The organism is Serratia sp. NA_13 (assembly GCF_052691735.1).
Genome location: NZ_JBQZFV010000006.1, coordinates 141557 through 158026, shown reverse-complemented (window position 1 = coordinate 158026; position 16470 = coordinate 141557). Strand labels below are relative to the sequence as shown.

The 16470-nt window shown below is 54.1% G+C and carries 15 protein-coding genes and 1 other annotated feature; of the genes, 5 read left to right on the top strand and 10 right to left on the bottom strand.

Annotated features, from left to right (window positions below; genetic code table 11):
- Nucleotides 1–264: 264 nt before the first annotated feature.
- Nucleotides 265–864 (top strand): acetate uptake transporter, encoded by a 600-nt coding sequence (gene satP / locus ACUTSU_RS11675; RefSeq protein WP_445651326.1) that lies wholly within the window; start codon nucleotides 265–267, stop codon nucleotides 862–864.
- A 51-nt stretch (nucleotides 865–915) separates the two neighbouring features.
- On the opposite strand, the gene ACUTSU_RS11670 is transcribed toward satP, so the two are convergent.
- The 3 genes from ACUTSU_RS11670 to tal form a co-directional block, all read right to left on the bottom strand.
- Nucleotides 916–2223, bottom strand: a complete 1308-nt coding sequence (locus ACUTSU_RS11670; protein WP_445651325.1) for an MFS transporter — start codon at nucleotides 2221–2223, stop codon at nucleotides 916–918.
- A gap of 124 nt (nucleotides 2224–2347) precedes the next feature.
- On the bottom strand, nucleotides 2348–2935 hold the full coding sequence (mog, locus tag ACUTSU_RS11665) for a molybdopterin adenylyltransferase (protein ID WP_445651324.1): 588 nt from the start codon (nucleotides 2933–2935) through the stop codon (nucleotides 2348–2350).
- A 150-nt stretch (nucleotides 2936–3085) separates the two neighbouring features.
- Nucleotides 3086–4039: a transaldolase gene (tal, locus tag ACUTSU_RS11660; RefSeq protein WP_445651323.1), complete on the bottom strand. Its 954-nt coding sequence runs from the start codon at nucleotides 4037–4039 to the stop codon at nucleotides 3086–3088.
- A 381-nt stretch (nucleotides 4040–4420) separates the two neighbouring features.
- Between tal and ACUTSU_RS11655 the strand changes: the two genes are divergently transcribed.
- The gene (locus ACUTSU_RS11655) at nucleotides 4421–5845 is read left to right on the top strand and encodes an alanine/glycine:cation symporter family protein (RefSeq protein WP_445654197.1); all 1425 of its coding nucleotides are present in this window, start codon (nucleotides 4421–4423) and stop codon (nucleotides 5843–5845) included.
- A gap of 104 nt (nucleotides 5846–5949) precedes the next feature.
- Nucleotides 5950–6723 carry a peroxide stress protein YaaA gene (yaaA, locus tag ACUTSU_RS11650; protein WP_445654196.1) on the top strand — a complete coding sequence of 258 codons (774 nt, stop codon included), beginning with the start codon at nucleotides 5950–5952 and terminating at the stop codon, nucleotides 6721–6723.
- Nucleotides 6724–6944: 221 nt separating this feature from the next.
- Here yaaA and thrC read toward each other — a convergent pair whose 3' ends face one another.
- The 5 genes from thrC to ACUTSU_RS11625 all read right to left on the bottom strand — a co-directional run bounded on the left by thrC (nucleotide 6945) and on the right by ACUTSU_RS11625 (nucleotide 12678).
- Nucleotides 6945–8234, bottom strand: coding sequence for a threonine synthase (gene thrC, locus ACUTSU_RS11645; RefSeq protein WP_445651320.1), 1290 nt, complete (start codon nucleotides 8232–8234; stop codon nucleotides 6945–6947).
- A 3-nt stretch (nucleotides 8235–8237) separates the two neighbouring features.
- Nucleotides 8238–9167: a homoserine kinase gene (thrB, locus tag ACUTSU_RS11640; protein ID WP_012005136.1), complete on the bottom strand. Its 930-nt coding sequence runs from the start codon at nucleotides 9165–9167 to the stop codon at nucleotides 8238–8240.
- A gap of 1 nt (nucleotide 9168) precedes the next feature.
- Entirely contained in the window at nucleotides 9169–11628 is a 2460-nt protein-coding gene (gene thrA, locus ACUTSU_RS11635) for a bifunctional aspartate kinase/homoserine dehydrogenase I (RefSeq protein WP_445651318.1), read from the bottom strand.
- A gap of 25 nt (nucleotides 11629–11653) precedes the next feature.
- Nucleotides 11654–11772: a sequence feature (Thr leader region), on the bottom strand.
- Entirely contained in the window at nucleotides 11711–11779 is a 69-nt protein-coding gene (gene thrL, locus ACUTSU_RS11630; protein ID WP_071998276.1) for a thr operon leader peptide, read from the bottom strand. It overlaps the preceding feature by 62 nt.
- 212 nt (nucleotides 11780–11991) lie before the next feature.
- Entirely contained in the window at nucleotides 11992–12678 is a 687-nt protein-coding gene (locus ACUTSU_RS11625; RefSeq protein ID WP_445654195.1) for a tRNA/rRNA methyltransferase, read from the bottom strand.
- 633 nt (nucleotides 12679–13311) lie between these two features.
- On the opposite strand from ACUTSU_RS11625, the gene arcA reads away from it, so the two are divergent.
- A complete protein-coding gene (gene arcA, locus ACUTSU_RS11620; RefSeq protein WP_004949989.1) occupies nucleotides 13312–14028 on the top strand; it encodes a two-component system response regulator ArcA in 717 nt (238 codons plus the stop codon).
- Nucleotides 14029–14075: 47 nt separating this feature from the next.
- On the opposite strand, the gene creA is transcribed toward arcA, so the two are convergent.
- Nucleotides 14076–14555, bottom strand: a complete 480-nt coding sequence (creA, locus tag ACUTSU_RS11615; protein WP_445651316.1) for a protein CreA — start codon at nucleotides 14553–14555, stop codon at nucleotides 14076–14078.
- A 342-nt stretch (nucleotides 14556–14897) separates the two neighbouring features.
- On the opposite strand from creA, the gene robA reads away from it, so the two are divergent.
- Nucleotides 14898–15767, top strand: coding sequence for an MDR efflux pump AcrAB transcriptional activator RobA (gene robA / locus ACUTSU_RS11610; RefSeq protein ID WP_445651315.1), 870 nt, complete (start codon nucleotides 14898–14900; stop codon nucleotides 15765–15767).
- On the opposite strand, the gene gpmB is transcribed toward robA, so the two are convergent.
- A complete protein-coding gene (gene gpmB, locus ACUTSU_RS11605) occupies nucleotides 15764–16411 on the bottom strand; it encodes a 2,3-diphosphoglycerate-dependent phosphoglycerate mutase GpmB (RefSeq protein WP_012005131.1) in 648 nt (215 codons plus the stop codon). The genes robA and gpmB overlap by 4 nt on opposite strands.
- Nucleotides 16412–16470: the final 59 nt, after the last annotated feature.

The following is a 16470-nucleotide window of genomic DNA, read 5'->3' as shown; positions in this document are numbered from 1 at the left end:
ATTTTGTTTTTCAACTGCCCAACATTTTAGTCTTAGCCGCGGTCAGCAACTGCGGTTGCAAATAAGATGGGGTCATACAAGCGAGCATCAAGGGGCAGGACAAAAAAAATTTCTTTTTTATCGTCACTCAGATCATTGTTTCCTGTTCTGGGGATCATTATTATGCCGCGCGCTCTGATGGAAGTTATCAACTTTTCGTCCATTCAGACCATATATGAATTTACTTCACTATTTTCGTTAATTTTCTGTTATTGCAGAGGACTTATGCACACCAACAAGTTGGCGAATCCCGGCCCTCTCGGCCTGATGGGCTTCGGGATGACCACCGTCTTGCTGAACCTGCACAACGCGGGCTTTTTCCCATTGAACTCCGCCATTATAAGCATGGGGATTTTCTTCGGTGGACTGGCCCAGATTATGGCCGGCCTGCTGGAATACAAGAAAGGCAACACCTTCGGCATGACGGCCTTTATCTCTTACGGCAGCTTCTGGCTGAGCCTGGTCGGGTTGCTGTTGCTGCCGCGTCTGGGTCTGGCCGAACCGACCGACGCCGGCGTGCTGGGGATCTACCTGGCACTGTGGGGCGTCTTCACGCTGTTCATGTTCTTCGGCACTCTGCGCGCCAACCGCGTGCTGCAGTTCGTGTTCGGAAGCCTGACGCTGCTGTTCGCCCTGCTGGCCATCGGTAACATCACCGGCAACCATGCGCTGCTGAATTTTGCCGGCTACGAAGGCATTATCTGCGGTGCCAGCGCCATCTATCTGGCCATGGCAGAAGTGCTCAACGAGCAGTATGGCCGCACTGTGCTGCCGATTGGCGAGCCAAATATCAACAATGTGGAATCTATTCGGGCAGTGGCATAAGCGCCATTGGCCTGAAACAAAAAGCCCTGCGGTTGATTGCAGGGCTTTTTTTTAGCTGTAGGAACCGGCGCGCTGTGTTTTGGTTTCGCTGTTCAGATCGCGATGCAGGTAAATTCCCAGCAGCAGCCCGATGCCCGACAGCGCCAACACATAGTAAGCGGGCGCTAACGGGGTTAACTTCATGATCAACGTCACAAATATTGGGGTTAAACCACCAAAAATGGCGTATGCGACATTATATGAGAACGAAATCCCGGTAAATCGCACTTCCGCCGGAAAAGCCCGCACCATCACGTAAGGTACCGCGCCCACTACGCCTACGCTGAAGCCTACCAGCGCATAGCAGGCGAACAACATTTCCGGGTGCTCACCCACAGTCCGATAAAATAACCAACTGCAGCCTGCCAGCAGCAGGCTGCCGACGATAAAGGTTTTGCTGGCGCCAAAGCGATCCGCCGACAAGCCGGCAATGATGCAACCGGCAATCAGCATGATGGTGGCGATGCTATTGGCCTGCAACGATAACGCCGGGGCGATGCCAAACTGTTTTTGCAGATAGGTTGGGGTCATCAGGATCACCACCACAATGCCAGCGGACAAAAGCCAGGTCAGCAGCATCGACACCACCACTTCCTTGCGATGATTGAGCACTACCGATTTCAACGGCAGCTCTTCTGCCAGGGCCTTACGCGCCTGCATCTCGATGAAGATGGGTGTTTCCTGCAGCCAGCGGCGCAGGTACATCGCCACCAGGCCGAAAATACCGCCTAGCAGGAACGGGATGCGCCAGCCACCTTCAATAATTGTCTGTTGACTGAGCGTGGTATTGATCACCGTCGCCACCAGCGAGCCCAACAGGATACCGACGGTCAGGCCGGCAGTCAGCGTGCCGCAGGCAAAACCGATGCGCCGGCGCGGCACGTGTTCAGCCACAAACACCCAGGCTCCCGGCACCTCGCCGCCGATCGCCGCCCCTTGCAGCACACGCATCAGCAACAGCAACAGCGGTGCGGCAATGCCTATGCTGGCATAGGTCGGTAACAGGCCCATCGCCAGCGTCGGCAACGCCATCAGCAAGATACTCAGGCTGAACATTTTTTTTCGGCCGACCAGATCGCCGAAGTGCGCCATCACGATGCCGCCCAGCGGGCGGGCCAGATAACCGGCGGCAAAAATGCCGAAGGTTTGCACCTGGCGTAACCATTCCGGCATATCCGCCGGGAAGAACAGCTCGCCCATCACCGCCGCAAAGAAGACAAAAATGATGAAATCATAGAACTCCAGCGCACCGCCCAGGGCAGCTAACGTCAGAGTTTTGTAGTCTTGCCGGTTTAACCGGCGATTATTATCGTGAGGCATAGGGTACCGTCGGAGGAGACTGTAAAAATAAAAGCCATCGGCTTTTTGTAAACGAATCCTTACTATAACGGCAAATTATTTTCCCACCAGATCGGCTAGCGCTTATCTCACAAAAGGCTGAAATTTAGAGGTTTATCTCGCGACGCGCATTCTTCGGGCGAAATGCTGCTACCACTGCTGCCTCGGTTTCCACATAGGGTCCCTCAAGCAACTGAATGCAGTACGGCACGCTGGCGAAGATGCCATGCACCGCCACCTTGCCCTGCTCGTCCTTAACCCCTTCCAGCGTTTCCTTGATCGACTTGGGTTGCCCCGGCAGGTTGATGATCAATGCCTGCTTGCGGATCGCCCCCACCTGACGTGAAAGAATGGCCGTTGGCACATAGTGTAGGCTGATTTGACGCATTTGCTCGCCGAAACCGGGCATCACGCGATCGGCAATGGCCAGCGTAGCGTCAGGTGTCACGTCGCGGCGCGCGGGGCCGGTCCCCCCGGTGGTCAGCACCAGATGGCAGCCCATTTCATCCACCAGCTCACACAGGGTTTGTTCTATCAACGTCTGCTCATCAGGGATCAGGCGGGTTTCCAGCTTAAACGGAGTGGTCAGCGCACCAGTCAGCCATTCCTCCAGCGCCGGGATCCCCTTGTCCTGATAAACGCCGCCGGAAGCGCGGTCAGAAACAGAAACCAAACCAATACGTAATATGTCCATGCGTAACCTCTACAGCCTGATGGGGTTCGGACGGGTTATCTTCCCGCCCTGTTTTCAATTTTAGGAGTATAAAGTGTCTGCCTGCCTGCGGGATCTGCAAGCATAAAAAAAGGCGGCCTAAGCCACCTTTTTCTGCGCTGATTGCCGGAATTACAGCAGATCGGCGATCATTTTTTCCAGCTTGCCCTGGTCTACGGCAAACTTGCGGATACCGTCGGTCAGTTTCTCAACTGCCATTGGATCCTGGTTGTGCTGCCAGTAGAACTCAGGCTCGGTCAAAGCGGCAGGACGTGCTTGCACTTCGCCGGTGTAAGCCAGTTTACGCTCAAGCGTGCCTTCGCTCTCTGCCAGCTCTTTCAGCAGTGCGGGGGCGATGGTCAGGCGGTCACAACCGGCCAGCTCGATGATTTCGCCGACGTTACGGAAGCTGGCGCCCATCACCACGGTTTTGTAACCGTGCTGTTTGTAATACTGGTAGATCTCGGTAACGGAAATCACACCCGGATCTTCGTTTGGCGCGAACTCTTTCTTGTCGCCATTGGCTTTGTACCAGTCGAGGATACGGCCAACAAACGGAGAAATCAGGAAAACGCCGGCTTCGGCGCAGGCACGAGCCTGGGCAAAGGAGAACAGCAGCGTCAGGTTACAGTTGATGCCTTCTTTTTCCAGCTGTTCCGCAGCGCGGATACCCTGCCAGGTAGAAGCCAGTTTGATCAGGATGCGATCGTTACTGATGCCGGCATCGTTGTACAGTTTGATCAGACGCTTGGCCTTGGCAACGCTGGCGACGGTGTCGTAGGACAGGCGAGCGTCCACTTCAGTGGAGATGCGGCCTGGAACCAGCTTCAGGATTTCCAGACCAATGTTAACGGCCAGCTTGTCGGCAGCATCGGCGATCTGCTGTTCGCGATCGCTGCTCTGCTCGCGTGCCCAGGCAATGGCTTCGTCAATCAGTTTGCGGTATTCAGGAATTTGGGCTGCATTGAGGATCAGCGAAGGGTTGGTCGTAGCATCTTGCGGTTGATACAGCTTCATAGCCGCGATATCGCCCGTATCTGCAACCACGGTAGTCAGTTGGCGCAGGGAAGTTAATTTATCGGTCATGTTGGCATTATCTCATCGTGTGTGCATGAACTTTTGGCATCGTTCAACCATGCCTTGCCCTGATAATAACATGCGCAAGGCCCGGTGCAAGGCTGGAAAATCAGGCCCCGGCGGTGCTGGTTTTATCCTTGTGCGAGCAACCGTTTACGCTGCTATCTTTCGTCATTCCCGAGCTGATGAAAAGGCAATAACGTGCTATCGCTTGAATAAATCATGTTAAATTCGCAAAAATCAATGCAATAGGTTTCGAAATCTGAGAAAAATCTCAATTGCTCGGAACCGGGCTGATTTCAGCTAAGCTCTTGTAAAAATTAAGCCAATATATTTTCACCCGCGGTGGATATGTCGCGGTGCGCAACAAATTTCAACAAGGAGGGATCCGTGACGGACCTGATAAACTTTATAAATAATATTTTGTGGGGTTCGGTACTGATTTATTTGCTGCTCGGTACCGGCATTTATTTCACCCTGCGCACGCGTTTTATCCAGGTTCGCCATTTCGGCCACATGTTCTCGCTGCTGAAAAACAGCAACAAGAGCGACAGTACCGGTATCTCCTCCTTTCAAGCCTTGTGCACCACCCTCGCCGCTCGCGTCGGTACCGGCAACCTGACCGGCGTGGCGATTGCCCTCACCGCCGGTGGCCCCGGTGCCATCTTCTGGATGTGGGTAGTGGCCTTTATCGGCATGGCAACCTCCTTTGTCGAAAGCAGCCTGGCACAGCTCTACAAAACCAAGGATGGCCAGGGTAACTACCGCGGCGGCCCGGCCTATTATATGGAGAAAGGGCTGGGCATGCGCTGGATGGGCGTACTGTTCTCAATCTTCCTGATCATCGCCTTCGGCCTGGTGTTCAACGCCGTACAGGCCAACTCCATCGCCCAGGCTTCCGCCGTCGCCTTCCACGTGAAACCGCTGTATGTCGGTATCGGCCTGGTGGTCCTGAGCGGCATCGTGATTTTCGGCGGCATTCGTTCTGTGGCTCGCGTTGCCGAACTGGTGGTACCAGTGATGGCAGCCGCTTATTTACTGCTGGCCCTGTGGGTGATTGGCCATAATATTGAGCATATGCCGGCGATCCTCTCGCTGGTGGTTAAAAGCGCCTTCGGGTTGCAGGAAGCGGCGGCCGGTGCCGTCGGCTACGGTATTTCGCAGGCGATGACTCAGGGAGTTCAGCGCGGCCTGTTCTCCAACGAAGCCGGTATGGGTTCTGCGCCCAATGCGGCGGCCTCCGCCTCACCTTACCCACCGCATCCGGCCTCGCAGGGCTACGTACAGATGCTCGGGGTGTTTGTCGACACTATCGTGATTTGCAGCGCAACCGCTGCCATCATTCTATCTTCGGGTGTATTGGATCAACCGATAGACAACATCAGCGGTATCGACATGACCCAGCGTGCGCTGTCCTCCTCCGTCGGCAGTTGGGGCTCGCCCTTTGTCGCCATCGCCATTTTCTTCTTCGCCTTTACCTCGATTATAGCCAACTACGCCTATGCCGAAAGCAATCTGGTGTTCCTGGAGCGCAACCACCCGGCCAGTCTGCTGATTTTCCGTTGCGCCGCTCTGGGTATGGTGATGTTTGGGGCGCTGGCCGAATTGCCGGTGGTATGGAAAATGGCCGATACCTCTATGGCTTTGATGGCCGTCACCAACCTGACGGCGATCCTGCTGCTGTCACGCGTGGCACTCAAATTGGCTAACGATTACCACCGTCAGCGAACGTTGGGAAAATTGCCCACTTTTGACGCCAACCGCTTCCCCGAGTTGAAATCCCAGCTAGAACCGGGCGTGTGGGACAAAAATTAATTTTTGCGGGCGCGTCAGACACGCGCCCTGCCTATCAGACCCATTGACCCTTTTTCCCGCGCTTTTTGCTACAGTAGCGGTTCTTGGAAAAACAGGATCTGGCCATGCTCGTTATTATTTCACCTGCAAAAACTCTTGATTACGAAAGCCCACTGGCAACCGAACGCTTCACCCAGCCGGAACTGCTGGATAAATCGAAGCAACTGATCAAAATCTGCCGCGATCTGACGCCGGTACAAATCTCCAAGCTGATGGGCATCAGCGATAAACTGGCCGGCCTGAACGCCGCTCGCTTTGGCGACTGGCAACCGAAATTCACCCCGGACAATGCCCGCCAGGCCCTGCTGGCGTTTAAAGGCGACGTTTATACCGGCCTGCATGCGCAGGATTTCAGCGAAGATGACTTTGATTTCGCCCAACAGCATCTGCGTATGCTGTCCGGGCTGTACGGCGTGCTGCGCCCGCTTGATCTGATGATGCCTTACCGTCTGGAAATGGGCATCAAACTGAACAATGCCAAGGGCAAGGATTTGTACAGTTTCTGGGGCGAGCAAATCACCAAAAAACTCAATGAAGCGCTGGAGCAACAAGGTGACGATGTGGTGGTCAACCTGGCTTCCGACGAATACTTCAAATCGGTGAAACCAGCCAAACTGCACGCCGAGCTGATTAAACCGGTGTTCCTCGACGAGAAAAACGGCAAATACAAAGTGATCAGCTTCTACGCCAAGAAAGCGCGCGGACTGATGAGCCGCTTTATCATCAAGAATCGCCTGACGCAGCGCGAACAACTGCTTGATTTCAATCTGGAGGGCTACGCATTTGACGAAGCCAACTCCCAAGGCAACGAGCTGGTGTTCAAGCGCCCCGAGCAGTAATCGCTCGCCCATAAAAAAGCCGTCTCAAGGACGGCTTCAGACTGATGACAAACCTCATTCCTGCCCAGAGCGAGTAGAGGTCGATAAATAAAAATCAGGAAAATCAATTTATTGATTTTCGGCCGATCACCACAAAGCAGGAAAAACCACGCTTTTTCCTGCTTTGTCAGCAACCTAAAGCCGTCTCAAGGACGGCTTTTCGCTTTATATGGCCATGAGGATCAGGCTGGCAAGGCCATCAGGAACTTGCGCAGTTCACCAAAGCCGGCCGGCAGGTTGTGCGACAACAGCGGCAAATCAGCACGCTGCGCCAGCGCCTTTGGCAGTGGCAATTCCTGACCGAGAATTTCCTCGACGCTCTCTTTGAATTTGGCCGGATGCGCGGTACCGAGGAACAGACCAAACTCCCCTTCCTGCAACTGGTCACGCAACGCACGATACGCAATCGCCGCGTGCGGCTCTGAGAGATAACCCAACTTCGCCAGCTCACGCATGGTGTCTTTGGTGGTTTCGTCGCTGACCGTGGCATGGCCCAGCTCTTTCAACTGCCAGATCTTGCGACGGAACAGCTCTTCGACCCGTGGCCAGTTGTTCGGCTGGCTGACATCCATCGCATTGGACAGCGTAGCCACCGTGGCATGAGGCTGCCACTGACCGTTAGTCAGGAAGCGCGGTACGGTGTCGTTGGCATTGGTCGCGGCGATAAAACGCTTCACCGGCAGGCCCAGTGACTTGGCCAGCAGCCCGGCGGTCAGATCGCCGAAGTTGCCGCTGGGCACTGAAATCACCAACTGGTTACGAGCTTCCTGCGGCAATTGCGCTACTGCTTCGAAGTAATAACAAATCTGCGCTAGCAGGCGGCTGATGTTAATCGAATTGGCCGAGTTCAGGTGCAGGGCTTCTTTCAATTCCTGATCGTCAAATGCCTGCTTCACTAACGCCTGGCAGGCGTCAAAATCGCCGTCGATCGCCACGGTATGGATGTTGCCACCCAGGGTGCAGAACAGTTTTTCCTGAAGCGGGCTGATTTTGCCCTGTGGGTACAGGATCACCACGCGCACATTCTTCAGACCGTAGAATGCATGGGCCACCGCCGCACCGGTATCACCAGAGGTCGCGGTCAGGATAGTGACCGGCTGATCGCCCGCCACTTCCGCCAGCATCTGCGCCATAAAGCGGCCACCGAAGTCTTTAAACGCCAGCGTTGGGCCGTGGAACAGCTCCAGGCAGGCGATGTCATCTTCCACTTGCGCTACCGGTGCCGGAAACTCAAAGGCCGCCGCCACACGCTTATGCAATGCCTCTTCAGAAACTTCATCGCCAATAAATGCCGACAGGATACGGCTGCTGCGCGTGGCAAAATCCTGTTCCAGCAGATGGTCGATTTCGGTCAGTTCAAACTCCGGCAGATCCAGCGGGAAAAACAGTCCTTGCTGTTTGCCCAGGCCCTGTTTGATCGCCTGTGTGAAGCTGACCTGCTCGTTATGATCCTTAAGGTTGTACAGTTTCATGCGTTATCCCAGTAGTCGTGCGCCTGCGGTATCCAGGCGGCAAATATGAACAAAACCTTCGTCGTTTTGCAGATAGTGATTAGTCAGCCAGTCGGCCATACGTTGCGCCGTTGCGCCGTCATCACAAACGGCGAACAGCGTCGGGCCGGAACCGGAAATACCGCAAGCCAGGGCACCGATATCCTGAGCGGCTTTGCGTGCGTCGGCAAAACCCGGCAACAGGCGGGTGCGGTACGGCTCGGCAATCACGTCCTGCATCAGCTTGGCGGCCAAGCGCGGTTGTTGGGTATGGCAGGCATGGATAAAGCCCGCCAGATAGCGACCGTGGCTGATACAGTCCTGACGACGATACTGCGCGGGCAGGATCGCACGCGCTTCGGCGGTGGATACCTTGATGCCCGGATAGGCCATCACCCACAGCCAGTCTTTAAAGCATGGCACTTCCTGGCTAATGAAGCCTTCTTCTTCCAGCATCAACTGCAGGCCGCCGAGGTAGCAAGGCGCCACGTTATCGTAATGCACGCTGCCGGAGATACGACCTTCCAATTCGCCCATCAGGCCCAGCAGCGTCATTTTATCCAACGGCCGGTTGCAGAACTCATTCATCGCCATCAACCCGGCGACTACCGAACAGGCGCTGGATCCCAGACCAGAACCGATCGGCATATTTTTCTCGAGTCGCATCGCCACCGGGATCTGCTGACCGATTTCCTGGCAGAAGCGCTCCCAACATTGATAAACGATGTTCTCTTTCGGATCGTCCGGCAGCTTGCTGACGAAGCGACCGGCATTTTGCAAACTGAACGTTTCGGCGGCCTCTACACTGACGCAGTCGCCCAGCAAGGTCCCGTCGATCGGCGACACTGCTGCACCCAGAACGTCAAAACCGACGCTGACGTTACCAATTGAGGCCGGCGCATACACCTTAACCATATTAAACTCCCAACTTCCATGACAGTGTGCGCAACAGGTCGGCAAATACCCCTGCGGCGGTCACATCGTTACCGGCACCGTAGCCGCGCAGAACCAGCGGCAATGGCTGATAGTAGCGGCTGTAGAAAGCCAAGGCGTTCTCGCCGTTCTTCACTTTATACAACGGATCGTTGCCGTCTACCGCATCTATACGCACCTGACAGCGGCCATTTTCGATCACACCTACATAGCGCAACACCTTACCCTGCTCGCTGGCATTGGCCACGTTGCGGGCGTACTCTTTATCCAGCTCCGGCAGGCGCGCCATAAAGGTTTCCACGTCACCGGAAGCGTCAAAGGAAGGTGGCAGCACCGACTCAACCTCGATATCGGCCAATTCCAGTTTGTAACCCGCCTCACGCGCCAGGATCAACAGCTTGCGCGCCACGTCCATACCGGAAAGGTCATCACGTGGATCCGGCTCGGTATAGCCCTTGGCTTTGGCCTCCAGGGTCGCTGCCGACAGCGACATGCCCTCATCGAGCTTGCCGAAAATAAACGACAGCGAACCGGACAAAATGCCAGAGAAGCGCGTCAACTCGTCACCGGCGTTCAGCAGGTTTTGCAGGTTTTCGATCACCGGCAACCCCGCACCGACGTTGGTGTCGTACAGGAACTTGCGACGCGAACCAGCCGCGGCGGTGCGCAGTTGTTGGTAGTAGTTCATCGACGAAGTGTTGGCCTTTTTGTTCGGCGTCACCACGTGGAAACCATCGGCCAGGAAATCGGCGTATTGATCGGCCACCGCCTGACTGGAGGTGCAATCGACAATCACCGGATTGAGCAGGTGGTACTCCTTCACCAGGCGGATCAGACGGCCAAGGTTGAATGGCTCCTGCGCACCGGCCAATTCATCGCGCCAGCTATCCAGCGCGATGCCGTGTATGTTGGTCAGCATAGCGCGTGAATTGGCAATGCCGCACACCCGCAGGTCGATATGCTTTTGCTTCAGCCATGGCTGCTGACGGTAGATCTGTTCGATCAACGCACCGCCGACGCCGCCGACGCCGATAACAAACACTTCAATCACCTGATCGGTGTTAAACAACATCTGGTGACAGACGCGAACCCCGGTGGTGGCGGAATCGTTGCTGACCACCACCGAGATGGAACGTTCGGAGGACCCCTGGGCAATAGCGACAATGTTGATGTTGGCGCGCGCCAGGGCGGAGAAGAAGCTGGCCGAAATACCGCGCAGTGTGCGCATACCATCGCCGACGACCGAGATAATCGCTAACTGCTCCATTACGTCCAGCGGCTCCAGCAGGCCATCTTTCAATTCAAGATAGAATTCGTCTTCCAACGCGCGACGAGCACGCTGCAGTTCACTCTGCGGTACGCAGAAGCTGATGCTGTATTCGGAAGAGGACTGGGTGATCAACACCACCGAGATACCGGCACGGGACATCACGGCAAACACGCGCGCCGCCATGCCGATCATGCCCTTCATCCCTGGGCCAGAAACGTTGATCATCGCCATATTATTGAGATTGGTGATGCCCTTTACCGGCGTATCGGTATCCAGATTTTCACCGCCAATCAGCGTGCCAGGGGCCTGCGGGTTGGCGGTATTTTTGATCAGACAAGGGATTTGGAACTGGGCAATGGGCGCGATAGTACGGGGATGAAGCACGCTGGCGCCGAAATAGGAAAGCTCCATAGCTTCCTGATACGACATCGATTTCAGCAACCTGGCGTCAGGCACGGTGCGAGGATCGCAGGTATAAACGCCGTCGACGTCGGTCCAAATCTCACAACATTCGGCGCGCAAGCAGGCAGCCAGTACCGCAGCAGAGTAGTCGGAGCCGTTTCGGCCCAGCACCACCAGTTCCCCTTTGTCGTTACCAGCGGTGAATCCAGCCATCAGCACAATGTGATCCGCCGGGATAGCTGCGGCGGCGATGCGCAATGTGGATTCGGCAATGTCTACCGTGGACTCCAGGTAATGCCCCTGCGCCAGCAGTTTCTCCACTGGGTTTATCACCGTAACCGGGAAGCCTTTGGCGCGAAACACCCCTTCCATAATGGCGATGGAGAGCTTCTCTCCGCGGCAGATGATAGCCGCATTCACGCTGTCCGGGCATTGCCCCAGCAGTGCAACACCATGCAGTACCTGTTTGAGTTGAGAAAACTCCTGGTCCACCAGCGTCTTGAGACGATCGTATTCAAAGCCAGGCAACGCCTGTGCCAGGCCGCTCAGCAGGTCGGCAAAGATGCGTTCTGCATCGCTCATATTTGGCAGAATGTCCTGCCCCGCTACCGTTTTATCAATCATCGCCACCAGGTGGTTGGTGATTTTAGCCGGAGCGGACAAGACCGTGGCCACCTGTCCCTGACGTGCGTTACTTTCCATGATGTCGGCGACGCGCAGAAAACGTTCTGCATTCGCTACCGAGGTTCCGCCAAATTTCAGCACTCGCATTTCTTGTCTCTCCCGAATTTAAGCCGAAAAAAAAGCCCGCACTGGTTAGGTGCGGGCTTTTTTCTTTTGTTTCCTGTGCGCGTCAGCCCGCCCCGTTACCTGTGGTATCGGTGGTGGTAATAATTGTTGTGTTCAGGCTGATATTTCGCATTTTTTCTGTCTGTCTCATTAAATACTCTGTCCCCTCTATTGGTTAAAGCAATCGCTATCCCAAGTCAAATTATTTCTTGTTTTTGCTTGTTTATTGCCCAGTAGTGCAACTGAGCAATGCGACAGTCGAAAAGCCAAATGACAGGATAAAAAGACAGAAATACGGCATTTTTGCAGTGGATCAAACTGCCAGGTTAGCCATATTTGCGGGTATCACTTTGTCAGTTTTTTTTCGATGTCATGCAGTAAAGTATGCAACATTGCCGTATCGCGCTGCGGCAAAGTACCAAGCCGTTGGTGCAGCCAATCGCGCAATTTTTGATCGTCACCCACCCCCAACGCCCCCAGCAAACCCTCAGCACGCTGACGTAGTGCTTTAAGCTGGCCCTCATTAGCCACTGGCTCCTGCGGTGCGCCAACTTTCATCAATTCCGACAATTGATAGCAATACACCATCACCGCCTGACCGAGATTCAACGAAGGGTAATCTGCCTGCATAGGCACACCGGTCAGCAAATCGGCCAACTCCAGCTCTTCATTGGTCAGGCCGGAATCTTCACGGCCAAACACCAAGGCTGCCTGCCCCACCCACTGACTACGCTCACTCAACTGACCCAACAGTTGCTGCGGCGTACAGTAATAATGGAAACGCGCGCGGCTACGGGCAGTGGTAGCAACGGTGAAATCCACGTCCGCCAGCGCCTGCTCGAGAGTGGCGAAAGTCTGCACGCCATCGAGGATATCCCCCGCCCCATGAGCCACCCAGCGAGCCGCCGGCTGCAGGTGCGCTTCGCTGTCGACAATGCGCAACGAAGTGAAGCCCATGGTTTTCATTGCCCGCGCCGCAGCGCCGACGTTTTCCGGCCGCGCCGGAGCCACTAAAACAATATGAAGCTGCATCAATACTCCACTAAATGAGAGATCGCGTATTTTTGACTGTTTGGGATAGTCTGATTATATTTACATCTGCGCAACAATAATCCCGAAACAGAGGGTAGACAGGGCTAAATGGGTTATTGCCCTGATAAATTGCTCGTAATACATATTATTGCTACTTATTTTTTACTGTGCTTATTAATCAAAGCGTTGAAAGAAGGCTTTTTTCAATAAGCCAATAATTCTACCTCATTAGGCGCTTCAATGCTGAATCGAACACAGAATTTAGGCTTCTGTGACTTAAGCTGGCATTTCTGTAAGTGTTTTTCACAAAACTGTTAACGTGCTACAATTGAATTTGATATATGTCAACAAACCTTAGTTTTGTTGGGTGATGAATTCGGTGCGCACTGTTATATTGCTGTTAATACGGTTAGGATATGCACCGTTTTGGCACCTTTGGGGTTGTAAGGAACAGCGCCCCAACCAAGCTAGCGATCTTGTTGACATGGAATGGAAAGTGCATCAAGAACGAGTTTACGTACTTTAGTCATTGGGTAGAAGGGAACGTGAGCGCTAATCTCTGCCCTCCGCTATGAAAACAAAGACTTCTGTACTTCCTATTTTCTATTTTGTTGGCAATTTTAGGTAGCATATATGCAGACCCCGCACATTCTGATTGTCGAAGACGAGTTAGTCACTCGTAACACCCTGAAGAGCATTTTCGAGGCGGAAGGCTACGTTGTTCATGAAGCCAATGATGGTGCAGAGATGCACAACATCCTGTCTGAAAATGATATCAATCTGGTTATCATGGACATCAATCTGCCAGGCAAAAATGGCCTGCTGCTGGCGCGTGAATTGCGCGAACAGGCCAGCGTTGCGCTGATGTTCCTGACCGGCCGTGATAACGAAGTTGACAAGATCCTCGGTTTGGAAATCGGCGCCGATGATTACATCACCAAGCCATTCAACCCGCGTGAATTGACCATTCGCGCACGTAATCTGCTGTCACGCACCATGAACCTGGGCAGCGTCGGCGAAGAACGTCGCCTGGTTGAAAGCTATAAGTTCAACGGTTGGGAGCTGGACATCAACAGCCGCTCACTGATCAGCCCTGCGGGCGAGCAATACAAACTGCCTCGAAGTGAATTCCGCGCCATGCTGCACTTCTGCGAAAACCCGGGCAAGATCCAATCCCGTGGCGAACTGCTGAAGAAGATGACCGGCCGTGAGCTGAAGCCGCATGACCGCACCGTGGACGTGACCATTCGTCGCATCCGCAAGCACTTCGAATCAACGCCGGACACGCCGGAAATCATCGCGACTATTCACGGTGAAGGTTACCGTTTCTGCGGCGATCTGGAAGAGTAAGCCTCCTCCCGTGTTAAAATATTTGGGGTTCCGCAGAACCCCAAATCTTATTTTGCCTCACCCCAGGGGATGATCGGCACGGCGCTCAGCGCATTCTTCGGTGAACCATCCACCACACGGTCTGAATAGCTAAGATAAATCAATGCATTGCGTGTAGCATCGTAGAAACGCACCACCTGCAGTTTCTTGAACACCAGCGACGTTCGCTTCTGGAACACTACCGTCCCTTCTGCCTTACCATTTTTGATTTTATCGTTCAGCTCAATCGGCCCAACCTGCTGGCAGGAAATGGCAGCATCCGCAGTATCTTCCGCTAATCCCAGCCCGCCTTTAATGCCACCGGTTTTTGCCCGGCTGATATAACAAGTTACATTTTTAACATCCGGATCGTCGAACGCTTCCACCACAATTTTATGGTCCGGACCAAAGAGTTTAAATACCGTATCAACCGACCCAACTTGTTCTGCCTGCGCACTATTTACCGTTGCGCAAACTAAAAAAAACAAAAACAACCATCCTTTTTTCATTTACTTAACTCCAATAGGCTAAATCCTAAAAATGGGTACCGGCAATCAATATTGTTTATGTTTTAGGTCACAGAAAAAGGATCTTTCTGGTCCGCACCCGTCTTTTTAGCACAGAGCGTGACAAAAATCTTTGAGAGTCTCGGAGGAAAAAAATTGCTATTATGCGGCGTCGTTATATCTTTGCGCCCGTTTAAGGTGTGCCCCTATCCAACCCTTGCCCAACAGCGGCAAGAGGCAAAGAGTGCTACACAAAATGGCTCATGGACTGGTCTGATAGCGCAAGCACCAGCGTAATAAATAAACAGTTCGGGTTCCTACCCTAAAGCTCTACGAGGAAGATCTATGGATCAAGCCGGTATTATTCGTGATCTGCTTAGCTGGCTGGAAAGCCATTTGGACCAACCTTTGTCACTGGACAATGTGGCGGCCAAAGCAGGTTACTCTAAATGGCATTTACAACGGATGTTTAAAGATATTACCGGTAACGCCATCGGCGCTTATATCCGGGCAAGGAGATTATCCAAGGCTGCGGTGGCGCTGCGTTTAACCAGCCGACCTATTCTGGATATAGCCTTACAGTATCGCTTCGACTCGCAGCAAACATTTACCCGCGCATTTAAAAAACAGTTTGCGCAAACACCAGCACTGTATCGCCGTGCGGAAGACTGGAACTCATTTGGCATTTGTCCGCCAATCCGCCTGGGTGCATTTACTCTGCCGCAACCCGAGTTTGTCACGATGCCGGAACAGCATCTGATTGGCCTGACGCAAAGCTATTCCTGTACGCTGGAGCAAATCTCCCACTGCCGTACCGAATTGCGGTCACAGTTCTGGAGCCAGTATTTGGGCGAAGTGGAATCGCTGCCACCGGTATTGTACGGGCTGCACCATTCACGTCCGAGTCAGGAAAAGGATGACGAGCAGGAAGTGCTGTATACCACGGCGCTGGAACCGCATCACGTACCAGCGAAAATTCAGGCCGGACAGCCGCTGGTGTTGCAAGGTGGCGAGTATGCGATGTTCAGCTATGAAGGCCCGGCCTCTGGCCTGCAAGACTTTATTCTGACCGTGTATGGCACCTGCCTGCCGGCACTCAAACTCACGCGCCGTAAAGGGCACGATATTGAGCGCTTTTATCCCAAGGGTGACCGCCGGCCACCCCAACCGTCGACCGAGATCAACTGCGACTATTTGATCCCGATCCGCCGTTAACGCTGCAGTTCATCCAGCGCGGGCGTGTCCAGATGTGTGACATCGCCCGCCGTTTCGACGATCCAGCCAGAAGCCAGCCATGGGCTCTGCTGATGATCGACTCGCGACAGTGAACAGTTGCGTAAACGCAGGCGGCGCTCGGCATAAGCCGGTAGCCCGAGCACGGTACTGATCAGACAGCCCAGAGCAATACCATGGCTGACAATCAGCGGTTTGCTGCCCTCGGGTAACATCAGGCAACTTTCCAGTGCCTCGCGCATCCGGTCGCCCAACTCGCTCATTGACTCACCTTGAGGGATACGGCCATCGGCAGTCCCATCGACCATCTGTTTACGCCACTGTTCTTCCTGTGGCGTCAAGCTGTCGATTAAGCGTTCTTCCAGCACCCCCATATGCAACTCACGCAAACGTGGATCGTTTATCACCTCGCAACCGCAAGCCTCTGCGATGATTTGCGCAGTGCGGCGGGTACGCCCCAGATCGCTGGTAATCACGTGCGTGATGCCTTGTTTGCTGACGCGCTGGGCAACCAGGCGAGCCTGATGTTCACCGTTAGCGGTTAACGGGCTGTCCGACTGCCCCTGGATGCGGCGAGCCGCATTCCATTCCGTTTCGCCATGGCGAACGAGGTATACCTGTAACATTTTGCTTTTCCGTTATACTGCGTGAAACCTGAGTTTATCGTCGTCAGATGCCGCTTGCG

Coding starts and splice junctions, on each gene's coding strand:
- creA (WP_445651316.1), bottom strand. CDS start 14,555: ATGAAAAAAGGATGGTTGTTTTTGTTTTTTTTAGTTTGCGCAACGGTA.
- arcA (WP_004949989.1), top strand. CDS start 13,312: ATGCAGACCCCGCACATTCTGATTGTCGAAGACGAGTTAGTCACTCGT.
- ACUTSU_RS11670 (WP_445651325.1), bottom strand. CDS start 2,223: ATGCCTCACGATAATAATCGCCGGTTAAACCGGCAAGACTACAAAACT.
- ACUTSU_RS11625 (WP_445654195.1), bottom strand. CDS start 12,678: ATGCAGCTTCATATTGTTTTAGTGGCTCCGGCGCGGCCGGAAAACGTC.
- robA (WP_445651315.1), top strand. CDS start 14,898: ATGGATCAAGCCGGTATTATTCGTGATCTGCTTAGCTGGCTGGAAAGC.
- yaaA (WP_445654196.1), top strand. CDS start 5,950: ATGCTCGTTATTATTTCACCTGCAAAAACTCTTGATTACGAAAGCCCA.
- thrC (WP_445651320.1), bottom strand. CDS start 8,234: ATGAAACTGTACAACCTTAAGGATCATAACGAGCAGGTCAGCTTCACA.
- mog (WP_445651324.1), bottom strand. CDS start 2,935: ATGGACATATTACGTATTGGTTTGGTTTCTGTTTCTGACCGCGCTTCC.
- thrA (WP_445651318.1), bottom strand. CDS start 11,628: ATGCGAGTGCTGAAATTTGGCGGAACCTCGGTAGCGAATGCAGAACGT.
- tal (WP_445651323.1), bottom strand. CDS start 4,039: ATGACCGATAAATTAACTTCCCTGCGCCAACTGACTACCGTGGTTGCA.
- gpmB (WP_012005131.1), bottom strand. CDS start 16,411: ATGTTACAGGTATACCTCGTTCGCCATGGCGAAACGGAATGGAATGCG.
- satP (WP_445651326.1), top strand. CDS start 265: ATGCACACCAACAAGTTGGCGAATCCCGGCCCTCTCGGCCTGATGGGC.
- thrB (WP_012005136.1), bottom strand. CDS start 9,167: ATGGTTAAGGTGTATGCGCCGGCCTCAATTGGTAACGTCAGCGTCGGT.